The organism is Exiguobacterium profundum (genome assembly GCF_001909285.1).
GTDB lineage: Bacteria > Bacillota > Bacilli > Exiguobacteriales > Exiguobacteriaceae > Exiguobacterium > Exiguobacterium profundum.
On the sequence record NZ_MRSV01000001.1, the window covers coordinates 2,154,340 to 2,172,046 of the forward strand.

The 17,707-nt window shown below is 50.0% G+C and carries 19 protein-coding genes; 2 read left to right on the forward strand and 17 right to left on the reverse strand.

Annotated elements, in window-relative coordinates; all coding sequences use genetic code 11:
* Nucleotides 1-42: 42 nt before the first annotated feature.
* The 6 genes from rpsP to BBB58_RS15465 form a co-directional block, all read right to left on the reverse strand.
* Nucleotides 43-318 (reverse strand): 30S ribosomal protein S16, encoded by a 276-nt coding sequence (gene rpsP, locus BBB58_RS11175; RefSeq protein WP_074037269.1) that lies wholly within the window; start codon nucleotides 316-318, stop codon nucleotides 43-45.
* Nucleotides 319-400: 82 nt separating this feature from the next.
* Entirely contained in the window at nucleotides 401-1,741 is a 1,341-nt protein-coding gene (gene ffh, locus BBB58_RS11180) for a signal recognition particle protein (RefSeq protein WP_074037270.1), read from the reverse strand.
* Nucleotides 1,742-1,752: 11 nt separating this feature from the next.
* A complete protein-coding gene (locus BBB58_RS11185) occupies nucleotides 1,753-2,076 on the reverse strand; it encodes a putative DNA-binding protein (protein ID WP_015881364.1) in 324 nt (107 codons plus the stop codon).
* A 96-nt stretch (nucleotides 2,077-2,172) separates the two neighbouring features.
* Complete coding sequence (ftsY, locus tag BBB58_RS11190) at nucleotides 2,173-3,198, reverse strand: signal recognition particle-docking protein FtsY (protein ID WP_074037272.1); 1,026 nt, start codon at nucleotides 3,196-3,198, stop codon at nucleotides 2,173-2,175.
* Nucleotides 3,195-6,191, reverse strand: a complete 2,997-nt coding sequence (gene smc / locus BBB58_RS11195; protein ID WP_244150736.1) for a chromosome segregation protein SMC — start codon at nucleotides 6,189-6,191, stop codon at nucleotides 3,195-3,197. Before smc ends, ftsY begins: the two co-directional genes overlap by 4 nt.
* Nucleotides 6,192-6,242: 51 nt before the next feature.
* Entirely contained in the window at nucleotides 6,243-6,752 is a 510-nt protein-coding gene (locus tag BBB58_RS15465) for an AAA family ATPase (protein WP_244150737.1), read from the reverse strand.
* Between the two features lie 114 nt (nucleotides 6,753-6,866).
* On the opposite strand from BBB58_RS15465, the gene BBB58_RS11200 reads away from it, so the two are divergent.
* Entirely contained in the window at nucleotides 6,867-7,061 is a 195-nt protein-coding gene (locus tag BBB58_RS11200) for a DUF1128 family protein (protein WP_015881361.1), read from the forward strand.
* A 36-nt stretch (nucleotides 7,062-7,097) separates the two neighbouring features.
* Here the strand turns inward: BBB58_RS11200 and rnc are convergent, their stop codons facing one another.
* The 11 genes from rnc to BBB58_RS11255 form a co-directional block, all read right to left on the reverse strand.
* Nucleotides 7,098-7,814 (reverse strand): ribonuclease III, encoded by a 717-nt coding sequence (gene rnc / locus BBB58_RS11205; RefSeq protein WP_074037940.1) that lies wholly within the window; start codon nucleotides 7,812-7,814, stop codon nucleotides 7,098-7,100.
* Nucleotides 7,815-7,937: 123 nt separating this feature from the next.
* Nucleotides 7,938-8,177 (reverse strand): acyl carrier protein, encoded by a 240-nt coding sequence (acpP, locus tag BBB58_RS11210; RefSeq protein WP_074037274.1) that lies wholly within the window; start codon nucleotides 8,175-8,177, stop codon nucleotides 7,938-7,940.
* Nucleotides 8,178-8,235: 58 nt separating this feature from the next.
* A complete protein-coding gene (gene fabG / locus BBB58_RS11215; protein WP_074037275.1) occupies nucleotides 8,236-8,976 on the reverse strand; it encodes a 3-oxoacyl-[acyl-carrier-protein] reductase in 741 nt (246 codons plus the stop codon).
* On the reverse strand, nucleotides 8,969-9,889 hold the full coding sequence (fabD, locus tag BBB58_RS11220; protein WP_074037277.1) for an ACP S-malonyltransferase: 921 nt from the start codon (nucleotides 9,887-9,889) through the stop codon (nucleotides 8,969-8,971). The genes fabG and fabD overlap by 8 nt, the downstream gene beginning before the upstream one ends.
* A gap of 18 nt (nucleotides 9,890-9,907) precedes the next feature.
* Nucleotides 9,908-10,897, reverse strand: a complete 990-nt coding sequence (gene plsX / locus BBB58_RS11225; protein WP_074037278.1) for a phosphate acyltransferase PlsX — start codon at nucleotides 10,895-10,897, stop codon at nucleotides 9,908-9,910.
* Nucleotides 10,894-11,463, reverse strand: a complete 570-nt coding sequence (gene fapR / locus BBB58_RS11230) for a transcription factor FapR (protein WP_015881355.1) — start codon at nucleotides 11,461-11,463, stop codon at nucleotides 10,894-10,896. Before fapR ends, plsX begins: the two co-directional genes overlap by 4 nt.
* An 85-nt stretch (nucleotides 11,464-11,548) precedes the next feature.
* Nucleotides 11,549-13,579, reverse strand: coding sequence for an ATP-dependent DNA helicase RecG (gene recG, locus BBB58_RS11235; RefSeq protein WP_074037279.1), 2,031 nt, complete (start codon nucleotides 13,577-13,579; stop codon nucleotides 11,549-11,551).
* Nucleotides 13,566-14,453, reverse strand: coding sequence for an L-serine ammonia-lyase, iron-sulfur-dependent, subunit alpha (sdaAA, locus tag BBB58_RS11240; protein ID WP_074037281.1), 888 nt, complete (start codon nucleotides 14,451-14,453; stop codon nucleotides 13,566-13,568). The genes recG and sdaAA overlap by 14 nt, the downstream gene beginning before the upstream one ends.
* A gap of 12 nt (nucleotides 14,454-14,465) precedes the next feature.
* Nucleotides 14,466-15,128 (reverse strand): L-serine ammonia-lyase, iron-sulfur-dependent subunit beta, encoded by a 663-nt coding sequence (gene sdaAB / locus BBB58_RS11245; protein WP_074037282.1) that lies wholly within the window; start codon nucleotides 15,126-15,128, stop codon nucleotides 14,466-14,468.
* Nucleotides 15,129-15,191: 63 nt separating this feature from the next.
* Entirely contained in the window at nucleotides 15,192-16,871 is a 1,680-nt protein-coding gene (locus tag BBB58_RS11250; protein WP_208606713.1) for a DAK2 domain-containing protein, read from the reverse strand.
* A 22-nt stretch (nucleotides 16,872-16,893) separates the two neighbouring features.
* Nucleotides 16,894-17,256, reverse strand: coding sequence for an Asp23/Gls24 family envelope stress response protein (locus tag BBB58_RS11255; protein WP_015881350.1), 363 nt, complete (start codon nucleotides 17,254-17,256; stop codon nucleotides 16,894-16,896).
* A 252-nt stretch (nucleotides 17,257-17,508) separates the two neighbouring features.
* Here BBB58_RS11255 and rpmB point away from each other — a divergent pair, with 252 nt between their 5' ends.
* Nucleotides 17,509-17,697 (forward strand): 50S ribosomal protein L28, encoded by a 189-nt coding sequence (rpmB, locus tag BBB58_RS11260; protein WP_015881349.1) that lies wholly within the window; start codon nucleotides 17,509-17,511, stop codon nucleotides 17,695-17,697.
* Nucleotides 17,698-17,707 lie beyond the last annotated feature (10 nt).

A 17,707-nucleotide genomic window follows, 5' to 3' on the forward strand; every position in this document is an offset into this window, starting at 1 on the left:
CTCAACAAAATAGGCCGACCTCAGAAAAGGTCGGCCACATCATTACTTCGCGTTTTTCGCGTTGTGGTATTTCTCCATGATCCCTGCTTTAGAGAACAAGTTGCGTACTGTGTCAGATGGCTTCGCGCCGTCTGCCAACCATTTGAGAGCGAGTTCTTCGTTGATGCGAACTTCTGCTTCTGGTTTTGCAACCGGGTTGTAGTGACCAACTTGCTCGATGAAGCGACCGTCACGTGGTGAACGTGAGTCTGCTACAACGATACGGTAGAAAGGTGATTTTTTTGCGCCTATGCGCTTAAGACGAATTTTAACTGCCATGGTAATATACCTCCATCATGTGTTTAAGAATTGACAACTTTTATAGTATACAGCTTTTTCGTTCTATTTACAAAAGATTTTGTTAGAAGAATGGAAGGCCGAGACCTTTTTTCTTTTCTTTCATTTGTCCTGACATTTGTTTCATCATCTTCTTCATGTCATCGAACTGTTTGATGAGACGGTTCACTTCTTGAATCGAGCGACCGCTCCCTTTTGAGATCCGCTTACGACGACTCGCGTTGAGCACTTCCGGATTGGCGCGCTCATGTTTCGTCATCGAGCGAATGATCGCTTCGACGTGATCGAGTTGTTTCTCGTCGATTTGGACGTTCTTCAACCCTTTCATCTTACCTGCACCAGGTAACATCGAAAGTAATTCATCAATTGGTCCCATGTTTTTCACTTGGGCCAACTGTTCAATGAAATCATCGAACGTGAATGACGCGTCACGAATTTTGCTTTCAAGCTCCTTCGCTGCGTCTTGGTCCATCTGTGTCTCGGCTTTTTCAATGAGCGAGAGCACGTCCCCCATTCCGAGGATCCGTGACGCCATGCGTTCCGGGTGGAATGGTTCGAGGGCATCCAACTTTTCTCCGAGACCGACGAATTTAATCGGCGCTCCCGTGACTGCCTTAATCGAAAGGGCTGCCCCACCTCGTGTATCTCCGTCGAGCTTTGTGAGCACGACCCCGGTGATTCCGAGTTTCTCATTGAAACTGTCGGCCACATTGACCGCATCTTGACCCGTCATCGAATCGACGACGAGGAAGATCTCATTTGGTTTGGCAATCGTCTTCACATTTTCGAGCTCGCCCATAAGCGTCTCATCGATATGAAGGCGACCGGCCGTATCGATCAACACGAAATCGTGATGATTTGTTTTTGCGTACTCGAGTGCCTTCGTCACAATCTCTTCCGGCTTCACTTGATCACCAAGTGAGAAGACTGGTAAATCGAGTTGTTTTCCGAGTGTCTCGAGCTGCTTGATTGCCGCAGGACGGTAGATGTCCGCCGCGACGAGAAGTGGACTTCGGTTATGCTTTTTGCGAATCAAGTTCGCTAGCTTCCCGGTCGTTGTCGTTTTCCCTGCCCCTTGCAGACCGACCATCATGACGACTGTCGGTGGTTTCTGACTGAATGAGATTGGGACGACATCGCTTCCCATCAAGTTCGACAACTCTTCGTGAACGATTTTGACGACTTGTTGACCTGGCGTCAATGATTTCATGACATCCTGACCAACCGCGCGTTCCTTCACGTCATTGACGAATTGCTTGACGACTTTAAAGTTGACGTCGGCTTCGAGGAGGGCGAGGCGAACCTCACGCATCATCTCTTTGACATCGGCCTCCGAGATTTTCCCTTTACCGCGCATTTTTGAAAGTGTCGTTTGCAATCGTTCTGATAATCCTTCAAATGCCATGCTTCAGCCCCCTACTCTAAATTCTCAAGCGCAGAAATCGTGGCGCTCACGTCATCGGTGAGCTCGACTTGACGTTTGAGGGTCTGAAGAAGTTGCTGGCGCTGTTCGAACTTTTCGAATAGGGCTAGCTTTTCCTCGTACTGTTCAAGCATCGTTTCTGTGCGCTTTATGTTATCGTAGACCGCTTGACGGCTGACTTCAAACTCTTCCGCAATCTCTCCGAGCGAGTAGTCATCTAGGTAATAAAGAGACATATAGTTGCGCTGTTTCGGTGTGAGGAGCGCTTGATAGAAATCGATGAGATAGTTCATGCGATTCGTTTTTTCGAGCGTCATACCTTTCACCTCCACATGTTAAGTGAAATCCCTTTACAACTACCTATAGTACAGCCGTGCCTACTACTTGTCAAGTTTTTTTCTTAACATTAAAACTTAGGCGAGGTCCTCGTTTGTGTCCTCTTTTTCCATCGAGGCATCCTGTGTCTTGTCCTCAAAAACATCGCCGAACAGTCCAAGGACGAACTGTTCTGGATCAAACTCCTGTAAATCGTCAATCTTCTCTCCAAGTCCGACATACTTGACCGGGATATCGAGTTCGTTCCGAATCGCTAGGACGATTCCGCCTTTGGCCGTCCCATCGAGCTTCGTTAAGACGATTCCGCTCACGTTCGTCGCTTCTTTGAACGCTTTCGCTTGAACCATGGCGTTTTGACCCGTCGTCGCGTCTAATGCGAGTAACACTTCGTGCGGTCCGTTCGGAACTTCCCGCTCAATGACTCGTTTTACTTTTTCAAGTTCTTTCATTAGATTGACCTTATTTTGGAGACGTCCCGCCGTATCACAAATCAAGACGTCCATGTGACGAGACTTGGCGGCTTGAACGGCGTCAAAGACGACGGCAGCCGGGTCAGACCCTTCCGTTTGACGAATGACGGGAACCCCGACACGTTCTCCCCATACTTGAAGTTGCTCGATGGCGCCGGCACGGAACGTATCCCCTGCCGCGAGCATGACGGAACGCCCTTCAGATTTCAACTGGTGCGCCAGCTTGCCGATGGTCGTCGTCTTTCCGACACCATTGACGCCGACAAACAAGATGACCGTAAGTCCGTCTTGCATATTCAGTTCACGGTCCGATTCATCCTCTTGGAGGCGGTTCGCCACGACTTCGACGAGTGCGTCACGCACCGCGACCGGGTCCTTCAGATTACGTCGCTTCACTTCTTCTTTCAAATCTTCGACGAGATCCATCGTCGTCGTGACGCCGACATCCGCTTGAATGAGTAAATCTTCGAGTTCATCGAAGAAATCTTCATCCACTTCGCGGAAGCGATAGACGAGGTCGTTGACGGCACTTGCAAAGCCGTCACGCGTCTTCGTCAACCCCTCTGTAAACTTTTGTGACACCTCTTGGGTAGATGTCGTCAACTTCTCTTTTAATTTCTTGAAAAAGCTCAACGTGATTCCTCCATCTCTTCATCCATTTCAACGACACGTTTTGCTTCAGACAGTTCGACCGATAATACCTCGGATACCCCGTTCTGTTGCATCGTGACGCCATATAGTGTATCCGCCGCTTCCATCGTCCCTTTACGGTGCGTGATGATGACGAACTGCGTATCGATTGACAACGTCCGAATGTATTCTCCGAAACGATGCACGTTCGCCTCGTCAAGGGCCGCCTCGACCTCATCGAGAACACAAAACGGTACCGGACGCGTCTTCAAAATCGCAAACAATAAAGCGATGGCCGTCAGCGCACGCTCTCCACCAGATAACAGACTGAGTGTCTGTAACTTTTTACCCGGTGGTTTGGCGACGATTTCGATTCCTGTGTTCAACAAATCCGATTCGTCTACCAATTTCAAATCCGCTTCCCCGCCACCAAAAAGCTCGGTGAACGTCTGTTTGAAATGCGCCCGGACGCTCGTATACGTCTCTTTGAAGAGGCGTGTCACTTCGCGGTCCATCTCGGCGATGATCTCATATAAATCTTCTTTTGCACTGACGAGGTCATCCCGCTGTTCAGACAGGAACGTGAACCGTTCGTGGACACTATCAAACTCTTCGATCGCATTTAGATTGACCGGTCCGATTTCTTCGATTTGACGAACGAGCAACTTAAACTCCTCTTTCGCCTCTTCTAACGGGATTTCGAGTGCCGGCAATAGTTCTGCGACGAGTCCGTTCTCTTCTAACACATCGAGCTTCCATTGTCGTTTCAGCTCGAACTCTTGTTTCGCCGTTTCAAGTTTTCGAACGACAGCTTCAGCTTGACGTCTTGCCTCCGTTGCCTGATCGACCCGTTGACGTATGATCCGATACGCCTCTTCGTTCGTCTTGAGTGTTGTTGACGCTCCTTGAAGCCGCTCTTGAATTTCTTTGAAATCCAGTTTGGCAGTAGCAAGCGTCGCCTCGAGTTCTGCAGATGACACGACTTCTCCACTCTCGAGCCGCGTCAATTCACGCTCCATCTGATCGCTACGTTCCTGCAAACGACTTTGGTCGGTCATCAGACGGTCCAATTCATATTGGACCCGCTCTTCTTCGAGCGTGTGCCGCTGAAGATCGAGCTCGTTTTGACGCAGCAACGATTCCAGTTGACCCGTGCTCTCAGCACTTTTCGCCTGCTCTGCCCGAAGCGATTCGAGGCGTGAACGAATGTCAGCTTGGGCGCGGTCCGTGTCGGCCAATTCAATCGTCAATCGCTCTAATTCAGCAGTCGAGGTCTCGATCGTCCGCTCATAGCGCATCATTTCATGATCGAACAGTTCCAGTTGTGACTTGGCATCGAGGGAGGCACGTTCCGCAGTACGGTAGGCCGATTCGACTTCACGGAGGCTCGTTTCAACGGAACGTTTCTCATCCCGAAGTTCAGACAACTGCTGCGTAATGTCCTCCAACTGTTCTGTGTACTCTTGAAGACGTGTTTTTTGCTCATGCAACATGGCGAGGCCTTGAGTGAGACCATGTTTCAAATCATCTAATTCGCGCGACTGAGTGAACAGGGCCACGCCTTGCTTGCGACTACCACCCGTCATGGATCCGCCAACGTTGACGATATCCCCTTCTAACGTGACGACACGGAAACGATATCCCGTCGATTGGGCGATACGGTTCGCGACTTCAAGTGTCTCCGCCACAAGCACGGAACCGAGCAACGACTTTTTCAACGTCTCGTATGATGCATCTGTTTCGACGAGTTCCGACGCCACACCGACAAATCCGTTCATCGAGTCGAGTCGATCTAACACCTCACTCGGCACGAATCTCGGTTTGATCGTCGTCAACGGCAAGAATGTCGCTCGTCCTGCGTTGGCTTTTCGTAATTTGTCAATTTCACGGCGTCCCACCGTCTCATCTTGTACGACCACATGCTGCTGTGTCTGCCCAAGTGCCGTTTCGATGGCCGCTTCATACGAAGGACGGACACGGATCAGTTCCGCGACAGCACCAAGGACACCTGATGAACGGTCTTTTAAGACGAATTTGACCGCATGGAAATAGCCTTCATACGATTGCTTCATCCGTTCGAGCATCTCGATTCGGTCTTCCGTCTTCTGACGGCGGCGTTCGAGGTCGTAGAAAGACGATTCGGCTCGTGTACGTTTTTCACGAATTGCCGTCTCTTCGTCCCGAAGTTGCGTCTCTTTTTGACTCAGTTTTTCAAAGCGACTTTGTACCGCTTCATACTGCTCTCGAGTCGCCAAAAGTGTCGCTTCCTGTGAGGAACGATCATCGAGACGATGTTTGTTCTCGCGTAGAAGGCGTTCTTTCGACTCGACGGCGACATCGATATCCCGTTGTTCCCGCTTTTGTTGGTTACCGATTGTCGCTTTCGTTGTCGCGAGTTCGAACGCCTCACTTTGTAACGCTTCGATTTCAGCATTGAAATCACGAGAGGCGGCTTTCAACTGTTGTTGAAGTGACTCTCTCGTCGCAGTCGTTTGTTTCAACGTGTTTCCTTTTTGGTCAATTTTTTCATGAACGACCTTCAATCGCGCTTCAAGCTCGGTCATCTCTGCACGTACTTCTTCACGTTGTCGGATGAGTCGTTCTTTCATCTCGGCACCGTGTTCTTCTTGTGCTTTTGCGAGCTTGATGTCACCCGTCAAACGCTCGACATAGGTCGAATGCTCCCGTTCTTTTTGGTTCAGCTCTGTCAATTCTTCGCGTAACTCGGCGAGCTTCACTTCGAGCCCGCTACGTTCCTCCGTGAGGTCACGTAACGAACGGTCACAGTCAGATAACTGTTGAACAGATTCCACGTGACGTGCGGACACTTGCTCAATCTCCTGTTGGAGCAACTGAATTTCTGCGCCCATGATTCCTGTTTCGAGTTCATCATGTCTCGCTTTGGCGACTTTGTACTCCCGAGCGAGCGCCGCTTGTTCACGGAGCGGTTCGACTCGGTCCGCCAACTCGAATAAAATGTCATCGACCCGGGACAAGTTTAATTCGGTGTCCTGTAACTTGCGTTCAGCCTGTTTTTTCCGCTGACGTTATTTCAATACACCGGCTGCCTCTTCGATGACGGCACGTCGATCTTCCGGTTTCCCAGAAATGACTTGTTCGACCCGCCCTTGACCGATGATGGCGAATGCATCTCGTGAAAGACCTGTATCCATAAATAAATCAATCACATCTTTTAACCGACATGGTTTTTTATTCATAATATAGTCGCTGTCCCCACTTCGGGTCACGCGACGGGTCACACTCACTTCTTCATATGGGAGACGCAACTGTTCGTCTCGATTATCGAGAACGAGGGTGACCTCGGCGACATTTCGGTGATTCTCTCCTTCACTTCCGGCAAAGATGACATCTTCCATCTTGGCACCACGAAGTGATTTGGCCGACTGTTCTCCGAGTACCCAGCGAACAGCGTCCGATATATTGGATTTCCCGCTCCCGTTCGGCCCTACTACAGCCGTGACGCCGGGACGGAAATCTAATTCAATTCGCTTGGCAAATGATTTAAAGCCAGCGAGTTCGATTCGTTTTAAGTGCATCGTGACCATCCTATCCGCAGTAAGCATTCATCTGTATATTTTACCACAGTTAACAGTTCGTCAAAATGCCCGAATCATGCTATTCTAAAAAGAACTGTAGAAAGGGGAATACAGATGACGAATGAACAGATGATTGAAGCCATTTTGGATAAAATGAACATTATTAACCGCGGTGCGATCAAAGCGGAAGAATATAATGCGGCTGATCCGTCAGCGGTGAAAGAGATTTACGAGTACGTGATGACACGCTCTTCGCTCTCTTTGTCGGAAGTCGATGGTATCGTCGAAGAACTCGGTCAATTGACATGAAAAGGAGTGGACCCCCAAGCGGTCCACTCCTTTCGTTTATAAATCTGCGTAGCGCCGATTAAAGGCAATAAGCGCTTCTTTTGCAGCCAATTGCTCGGCTTCTTTTTTCGAACGTCCTACCCCTTCACCGACGATGTCGTCGCTGAGGCGTGCATGTGCGACGAATTCCCGGCTATGCGCCGGCCCACGTTCCTCAATGATCTCATACGATACAGGTCCGAGCCCTTCCCGTTGGACGCTCTCCTGTAACTGGCTTTTGAAATCGGTCTGTTCTTCGAATACTCCCGCTAAGACTTTCGGAAAAACCGCTTCGGCGAGGAATCGTTCGACGGCCTCAATTCCTTGGTCCAAATAAAGAGCACCGATATAGGATTCGAACACATCGGCAAGCAGTGCCGGACGTTTTCGTCCACCGGTTAACTCTTCACCTTTCCCAAGCAAGATGAAGTCAGAGAAAGCATAAGCTTCCGCAAAATTCACGAGTGACGGTTCGCATACGATCGCCGCTCGTAATTTCGTCAATTCCCCCTCGGAGCGCTCCGGATAAGTCTCATAAAGGAAGCGAGATACGGTCAGTTCTAAAACAGCATCCCCTAAAAATTCTAAACGTTCATTGTCTTTTCGTAACCCGCGTTGCTCATTCACATAAGATGAGTGTGTGAACGCCTGCATCAACAAGTCGTGATTCGAAAATTGAACGTTCAACCGTTCTTCCAATGATTTAAATAGTTCCAAGATGCGTGCTCGTTCCATCTCCTGACGCCGACGCCGTTGCGCCGACCCTTGACGGTCAAACCGTCGTTTGTCTTTTGTCATAGTTCCCTCCATGAATAAGCACAAGCCCACCGCCCGGAACCGAGCGGTGGGATGGCTTGATTACAATTTTGTTTCGATGTAAGCCACTACGTCGCCAACAGTCGCAAGCTTCTCAGCGTCTTCGTCTTCGATCGTGATGTCGAATTTGTCTTCGAGGTCCATCACCATTTCCATTACTTCAAGTGAATCCGCACCAAGGTCATCCTTGAACGATTTGTCTGCTGTGATCTCAGATACGTCTTTCCCGAGTTTCTCAGCAACTGCTTCTTGTACGTCTACTAAAATTTGTTCTTTTGTCATGATAAAATCCCTCCAAAGGTAAGTATATTAAATGTCAGTCTGTTGGTAAAGTTCTCTTTTACGCCATCGTCATGCCGCCATCGACGGCAATCGTCTGTCCGGTCACATAAGCGGCTTGTTCCGAAGCGAGGAAGGAGACAAGGTTCGCCACATCCTCCACCTGTCCGAAACGGTTGAACGGAATCTGCTCGAGTGTAGCCTCTCGTTGCGCATCTGTCAAGGCATCGGTCATATCCGTTTGAATGAACCCTGGACAGACGGCATTGACAGTCACGTGACGTCCCGCGAGTTCGCGCGCCACTGATTTTGTCAATCCGATCAACCCTGCTTTTGCAGCCGCATAGTTCGCTTGTCCTGCATTGCCGGTAATCCCGACAACCGAGGCGATGTTGATAATTCGACCTGCTTTCGACTTGAGCAAAGGTCTCGTGACGGCTTGCGATGTCAGAAAGGCGCCTTTCAAGTTCGTCGACAGCACATCTTCGAAATCGGCTTCTTTCATTCGCATGAGTAACCCGTCACGCGTGATCCCTGCATTGTTGACGAGACAATCGACGCGTCCGAACGTATCGACTGTCGTCTTGACGAGCGCTTTGACATCGTCAGCATTGGATACATCTGCTTTCACGGCGATGGCTTCGCCGCCTGCATCCGTGATCATGGCCACGACATCATTCGCCTTTTGTTCACTACCCGAGTAGTTCACGACGACCCGAAAGCCGTCTTCCCCTAAACGTTTCGCGATGGCCGCCCCGATTCCCCGGGACGCCCCTGTCACGATCGCCACTTGATCATGCACGTACTTCTCCTCCTAACGAGGCGACTTCTTCCAACGTGGTCGCCTTTTGAATCGAAACGTTCGAGTCGATTCGTTTAATCAATCCTGAAAGCGGTGAAGATGGGCCGAACTCGATGAACGTGTCTACGCCGTCTGCAATCGCCTTGCGCACACATTCTTCAAAACGGACAGACGAATACAGTTGTTTCGTCAATAACGCCTTCAACTGTTCAGGGTCACGATGTACCGCCGCGTCCACGTTCGAAATCAAGTCGATGGAAGCCGATTTAAATGGCGACGAGGCAAGAACGTCTTGGAAACGTGTTGCTGCCGGCATCATGTAGGAACTATGGAACGCTCCAGATACGTTTAACGGCAATACCCGCTTCGCACCGGCAGCCTTCAATTCCACGCTTGCTTGTTCGACCGCGTCGACATGCCCTGAAATCACGAATTGACCAGGACAATTCAAGTTGGCGATTTGAACTAAATTCCCACTCGCACTGATTTTTTCAGTGATTTTAAGCGCTTCTTGAAGATCGGTCATCCCGACGACTGCTGCCATCGTTCCATCCTTCACTTCAGACATCAACTGTCCACGCGCCCGGACGAGAACGGTCGCTTCTTCAATATCGATGACACCCGCACTGACGAGCGCCGCATATTCACCGACACTATGCCCGATGACGACATCTGGTGCCGCACCGCTCTTCGCATAGGCTTGCGCGAGGAGCGAAGCGTGCGCCACGATGGCCGGCTGTGCAATTTCCGTTTCTTGTAGGTCTTCCTTCGACCCGGATGACATGACTTCAAGAAGGTCAAATCCGAGTCGACGTCCGATTGCTTGAAGCGTTTCAGGATGATCTAAAAAGGTTTGTCCCATCCCAACGGCTTGGGAACCTTGCCCTGGAAACACCCATGCTACTTTCCCCATATCTTCACCTGCTTTCGCTTAGTCTATCGCTTTGGCACGCTTGATTTTTTCAACGACATCGTGATCTACCATGATTTTCGCCTGTTTCAACGCACTCATGATGGCGAGTGCATCGCTCGACCCATGCGCCTTGATGACCGGTGCATTGATCCCGAATAATCCGGCTCCCCCGTGTTCGCGATAATCCAACGTTTCTTTTAATCGTCTCAATTTCGGTTTTAAGATGAGAGCGGCGAGTTTGGATACAAGGTCACTCGTGAATTGTTCTTTCATCATCTTCATGAGCATCGAAGAGGAGCCCTCCACACCCTTTAACAAGATGTTTCCGGCAAATCCTTCGGTCACGATGACATCCACATCACCTGACATCGCTTCACGCGCCTCGACATTCCCAACAAAATGGACAGGTGCCTGTTCAAGGAGGGGGAACGCTTCTTTTGTCAGCGCATTTCCTTTACCGGCTTCCGTCCCGATATTGAGAAGAGCGACACGCGGTGTCTTGATGCCACGGACATGTTCCGCATACAGCGAACCCATAATCGCATAATCCACGAGGTGTTCAGCTTTTGCATCCGGATTCGCTCCGACATCCAGTACGACGACACCACTACCAGTATATGTAGGGAACGTCGGAGATAATGCCGGACGCTCGATTCCTGGGATTCGCCCGATGATGAAAAGAGACGCCGCCATCAATGCGCCGGTATTCCCGGCAGACACGAGAGCATCCGCTTTTCCTTCTTTGACAAGCTGAGCTGCCACGACGAGCGAGCTATCCTTTTTACGGCGCACCGCCCGTACCGGTTCGTCTTCACCTGTGATGATTTCACTGGCTGGGACAACCGTCACACGAGGATCATCAAGACCGTATGAGGCAATTTTCACCTCATCACCAACTAAAAAGAGTTCCATCGGTTCATTCGGATATTGCGCGATGAACCGTTTCACACCTTCTACAATCGCCTTCGGTGCGTGATCGCCACCCATTGCATCAATCGCTAACTTCATGCTTGCTCCTCCTCACCACGTCGGTAAATCGTGAAGTCGCCATCAAAGACGCACTCCTCACCGACATAACTTTCAACTGTGACGTCCGTTCTCCCGTCCCCTCTTAGTTTCATCACACGAGCCTTGGCAACGACTCGCTCTCCAAGATGGACTTGGCGACTGAAGCGAATATCCGCTTTAGTGGTCAACGCCAATTCATCATTGATGAGCGCCACCGCTAACGAGTTGGCTTGCGCGAACAAGACATGTCCACGGGCAATCTCGTTGCGGCTAAAGACGTGTTCTTTTTCTATATCGAGGACTGAGATCGCCGAGTCATCTAGCTTCAAGTCAATCATATCACCGATGACCTCGCTCATTGAAAGCGATTTGACTTCATCGAGATGTTCGGAAGCCACATGTTTGATCCGTTCCCTCACTTCCGGAATTTTTAATTCCATCCGGTCGAGTCGAATCGTCTGGATGCTGACAGAAAACTGTTTTGACAGTTCTTCGTCTTTGATGAACGGGTTATGCTCAATCGTTTCTTGTAACAAGCGTTGCCGCTCTTTCTTAGGTACCCGCATTCAGTTCCCTCCTAAACTAATCGCTAAAGAACTTAATACCTGGTACTAATAGCAGTATATATTCTTTAGTCGTCATTTTCAAGTACTATTCTAACCTTTCCCCAACGAGAAGGTCGAGTTGTTTCAAATAGCCACGTAATCCTTCATATTGGGCGTCATGCCAAAAGGCGTCGCTTCCAAGAAGTTTCACGGCATCTTGCATGGCCACTTCCATCACTTTCAAATCGAGAACAGGATCGGCGACTCGGAAACTTGGGAGACCACTTTGTGCGGTCCCGAAGAAATCACCAGCCCCACGTAACTCTAAATCTTTCTCCGCCAATACGAACCCATCGTTCGTCTCCGTCATCGTTTTCAGTCGAACTTTCCCGACATCTGACTTTGGGTCCCCGACGAGGATACAGAACGATTGATGCGCACCACGACCGACACGCCCTCTCAACTGGTGTAATTGCGCGAGACCGAAACGTTCGGCATCATGAATGATGATTAGAGAGGCGTTCGGGACGTTCACCCCTACCTCGACGACTGTTGTGGAGACGAGAATCTGTGTCGCATTATCTGCGAATGATTTCATAATCTCGTCTTTTTCTGTACTCGTTAGCTTTCCATGCATCAGGCCAACGCCATAGTTCGAGAAGCGTTCTTTCAATAGCTCATACAGTGCCGTCGCACTCTCCACTTCTAATGTATCCGACTCCTCGATGAGAGGTGCAATCACATACGCTTGACGGCCGAGTGCGAGTTCCCGATCGACCATTGCATGCACACGATCGATTTGATCATGTTTCGCCCAATACGTTTCAATCGGCTTTCGTCCTTTTGGCATCTCATCAATCGTGGAGACATCCATCTCTCCGAACGCACTGATGGCAAGCGTCCTCGGAATCGGCGTCGCGGTCATATATAATACGTCGGCGAATTCGGCCTTGTCTCGTAGCTTCTTCCGCTGTTCGACACCAAACCGGTGCTGTTCGTCCGTGATCGCCAAATGTAGATTCGAAAATTCGACCGGTCCTTGGATGAGCGCGTGCGTCCCGACGATGATGTCGACGTTACCCGATCGAATTGCCGTCAGAAGCGCTTCGCGCGCCTTCCCTTTCACTGAGCTCGTCAGGAGGGCAATCGTGATGCCAAACGGTTCAAATAATTCCTGTAACGATGTCGCATGTTGTTCGGCAAGGATTTCTGTTGGCACCATCAAGGCCCCTTGATACCCTGCCGTTACAGTCGCATACAAGGCAATCGCGGCAACGACGGTCTTCCCGCTCCCGACATCCCCTTGTAACAATCGGTTCATCCGTTCTGGTTTTTCAAGGTCAGATACGATTTCACGGATGACCCGTGTCTGGGCTCCTGTTAACGGGAATGCGAGCCGTTTGACGAATTCATTCAATTGATGCTTATCGAGGTGAAGGGCCCGACCGTTTCCTGACCGCTCCATTTTACGAAACGCCTGTAATTTTAACTGATACATGAGACACTCTTCATAGACATAGCTTCGTCTCGCCAGTTTATAGGTCTCAACCGTATCCGGGAAATGCATCCCACGAAGCATCGTCATCCGGTCAACTAATCGATATCGGTCGCGAATAGTATGCGGGACCTGTTCGGGCAGATCGTTCACCTGCTCAAAAGCGAGTTTAACGATTCGACTGAAATTCTTTTGTGTCAGTCCGGCACGCAATGAATAAATCGGTTGCAGTCCGCCTGACGGGGCACCAAATTCAAGGTCGGTCGCGCTGATCGTCATCCGGTTCATGTCCCATTTCCCTTTGACCGTCACCGTCTCCCCAATCACCAATTTTTCTTTATAGAAGGCACGGTTGAACATCGTCACTTGGACGGCGTATCGGTCTTCGAGTAACAACCGGAACTGGAGACGATTTTTCCCTTTACTATAGTAACGAACGAGCGGTTCGCCTTGGACTGTCCCGCTCCATTTGACGAGGTCGCCGTGCACAGCCGTCGTCACCGTCCCACTATTATAATTCTCATAACGAAACGGGACGTGCTCAAGCACGTCCTCGATTCGAACAAGTCCCATCACTTCTAACTTTTTGGCCATCTCTGGCCCGACCCCTTTCAGCGTCGTCAGTTGATCATTGTTTTGCATCTTCTTTCGCTCCAAATATATTTCGTTCGAGGCGACGAGCCGTCGGTGTATTGGCAAGTCCACCTTTAGCGGTTTCTTTTAAGGCCGTCGGCATCATTTGGCCCACTTCATGCATCGCCGAGATGACCTCGTCACAAGGAATACGTGAGGTAATCCCCGCGAGCGCCATATCTGCTGCGACAATAGCGTTGGCACCGCCCATGGCGTTTCGCTTGACGCATGGAACTTCCACCAGCCCCGCCACAGGATCACAGACGAGACCGAGCATATTTTTTAGGGCTATCGCAAATGCCGTAGCCGACTGGTCCGGTGTCCCGCCAGCTGCTTCAACGATGGCCGCGGCTGCCATGCCCGTCGCCGACCCGACCTCGGCCTGACATCCACCAGCCGCCCCTGAAATCGAGGCGTTGTTCGCCACAACGAATCCGAACGCACCTGACGTGAACAAGTAACGGATCATCGCGTCGCGGTCCATTTCAAGGCGATCTTTTACCGCAAACAATGTTCCCGGTACGACGCCCGCGCTCCCCGCTGTCGGTGTCGCACAGATTCGTCCCATCGCCGCGTTCACTTCGTTCGTCCCGATCGCTTTCGACACCGCATCTAAAATGAGATCCCCAGCGAGCGACTTGCCCGAACGAATATACTCTTGCATGAGTACGGCATCATTACCCGTCAATCCCGTAACCGACGTGACACCTTGGAGTGCACGTTCGACCGCTTCTTCCATCACCTCAAGATTTCGGTCCATCATCCCGATGATGTCCTCGCGACTGGCGCGTCTGACGTGCATCTCTTGCTCAATCATCACTTCAGAAATCGGGATATTCCGTTCTGTTGCAATCGTCACTAATTCCTCTACTGATTTAAACATCACACATTCTCCTCATTCCCCAAAAATAGCTATCCGTTCGATTTGCGGTAACCGTTCCAGCTCTGCTAACACTTCCGCAGGAATGGTCTCATCAATCTCAATCGCCATCAACGCCTGCATCCCTTTTTCATGGCGGCTCACTTCCATATGACCAATGTTTAATTGGTGATTCGCCAACACACCGGTCACAGCCGCGATGGCTCCGAATCGATCATGGTGCAAGACGACGAGTGCAGGCCCCCCACCTGTCAGTTTCAACGGGAATCCGTTCAGTTCGGTAATTTCAATCGTTCCCCCGCCGATTGAGATCCCGACAATCTCAAATGTGCCCAATTCATCTTCGAGTAAGACCCGGGCCGTATTCGGGTGATCCGTCAACAGATCACTCGTCTCAAAAATGACCTCGATCCCTTTTTCACGGGCGATTTCTAACGCTTGTGGGATTCTCAGATCGAATGTATCGAATCCCATGATTCCACCGACGATGGCCACATCCGTACCGTGTCCCCGATACGTGTCAGCAAACGACCCATAAAATGTGATGTGCGCGGTACGCGGCGTTCTCCCGAACAACTTACCAGCCATCAAGCCGATGCGGGCAGCACCTGCTGTATGCGAACTCGACGGTCCGACCATGACCGGGCCAATAATGTCAAACACACTACGATATTTCATCAATTTTTCCCCCTTTCAAAAATCCCTACCTTCATTATACAGAAGGTAGGGATTCGAAACAGCTTATTCCACACTAAAAATATAAGAGTAAAGCGGTTGTTTACCGTCGTGAACTTCAATTTCAATCTCGTCGTTCACCGATTCGATATATGACGTCAACGCTTCTACGTCCGATGCAGAAGAGCCTTCTCCTGTTAAGATCGTGACGATTTCGTCGTCTGCGTCGATGAGCGCATCGACTAATCGTTTAGCCGCTTCTAAGCTCGATGGAGACGAAGAAACGATTTTCTTCTCAGCAATCGCCATGTGCTCATCTTTTTTGATTTCTATTCCATCGATGCTCGTATCACGAACAGCGTACGTTACTTGACCGGACTTCACTGTCGCCGCTGCCGCTTTCATCGCTTGTTCATTCATCTCGACATCCGCTTCAGGATTGAATGCGATGGCTGCCGCAAGACCTTGTGGGACGGTCTTCGTCGGAATGACCGACACGCCGCACGGTGCGACAGACGCCGCTTGTTCAGCCGCCATGATGATGTTGGAGTTGTTCGGGAAGATGAAGACGTGTTCCGCATGTGCCGATTCAATCGCCTTGACGATATCTTCCGTCGACGGGTTCATCGTCTGACCACCTTCGATGACGTGGGCCGCCCCGAGTGAACGGAACAGTTCGCTGACGCCTTCACCCATTGCGACCGTTACGATGGCAAATGGTGCTTTCGGCTTCTCCGCTTGTTGAACACCGTGTTGGTTGGCACCGTGTTCTTCTTCAAGAATCGTCGAGTGTTGTTGACGCATGTTCTCAATTTTGACTGCGACAAGTTCACCGAAGCGCTGACCTTTCGTGATGACCTCACCTGGCGTCTCGACGTGAACGTGGACTTTCAAGAGCTCCTCGTCCGCGACGACAAGAAGAGAGTCCCCGAGTTCAGACAACTCGTTTCGGAATGCATCTTCGTTGAACGGTGCATCTTTCAACTTGTCCTCTTGGAAACGGACCATGATTTCCGTACAGTAACCGAATTCGATATCTTCTGTTGACATGAATCCTTGCGCCGCATGCGCATGGTGTTCTGCTTCAATCAATGCATCCATCACCGGAGTATGTGGTTTTTCGAGTTCTTTTCCTTCAAGACTCGCAAGGAATCCTTCGTAAATGACGAGAAGTCCTTGACCACCTGAGTCGACGACCCCGACTTCTTTTAACACCGGTAACAAGTCCGGTGTACGGTCTAACGAAGCTTTTGCTTCGACGATGACACGTTTCATGAACTCTGTGAAATCACTTGTCGACTCAGACGCAAGGAGCGCTTCATCAGCCGCTTCACGAGCAACCGTTAAAATCGTTCCTTCAACCGGTTTCATAACCGCCTTGTATGCCGTGTCGACACCGCGTTTGAGCGCTTCTGCAAAATCAACTGTCGTGAGTTCCGTCTTACCTTCAACGGCTTTCCCGAAGCCGCGGAACAATTGGCTTAAAATAACGCCTGAGTTTCCACGTGCTCCCATCAGGAGTCCACGAGCGAACTTTGATGATACCTCTGCGATATCAGATGAGTTCATGGCTGCTACTTCTTTCGCACCTGACGTCATCGTCAAGTTCATGTTCGTTCCCGTGTCTCCGTCTGGAACCGGGAAGACGTTAAGCGAATCTACATAATCTGCGTTTTGGCTCAAGTTGGCCGCTCCGTTTGCGATCATGTTTGAGAGCGCCACGCCATCTAAACGATTTAAACCCACACCAAATCCTCCTCCGTTTTCGTCAGTCATTCGTCAGACGAACGCCTTGAACGAATATATTTACCGACGAAACGTTTAATCCTAAAGTTTCTCCGAGCGTATATTTCACTCGGCTTTGCACGTTGTATGCGACTTCAGATACTTTCGTCCCGTAGCTTACAATGATGTGCATGTCGATATGTACGTCCTCATCCTCTTGACGTACGACGACACCACGCGCGTAATTTTCACGTTTTAACAATTCAGCAATGCCGTCTTTCAATTGTGCCTGTGAAGCCATGCCGACCACACCGAAGCATTCCATCGCCGCACCACCTGCGAGTGTCGCGATGACGTCACTTGTGATGTCAATATTGCCATATGTTGTCTTCATTTCAATTGCCATATGGAGTAGCCTCCTTTATTCGGAATGATTCCTAATGTACATTCTACAATAAGTACCTAGTTATTAAAAGAACCTGCTCCAGAATCTCGGTCAATTAACGCGATAACCTCATTCATTATTCAAATCCTTGAGAGTAATGTCAAGTTTTTTTCTTGTCATTGTATGATTTTCTAGTTGCATCGGGAAAAAAGCCGTGCTAATATAAACGAGTGTCTATTAGGACGAACCCACATAAAAAAGGAGGGGAAACGCATGGCACGTAAATGCTACGTAACAGGTAAATCACCTAAATCAGGTAACAACCGTTCGCACGCACTCAACAAGACAAAACGTACTTGGGGTGTAAACGTACAAAAAGTTCGTATTCTCGTTGACGGTAAACCGAAACGCGTTTGGGTTTCAGCTCGCGCACTTAAATCAGGTCTCGTTGAACGCGTATAATACTTATACA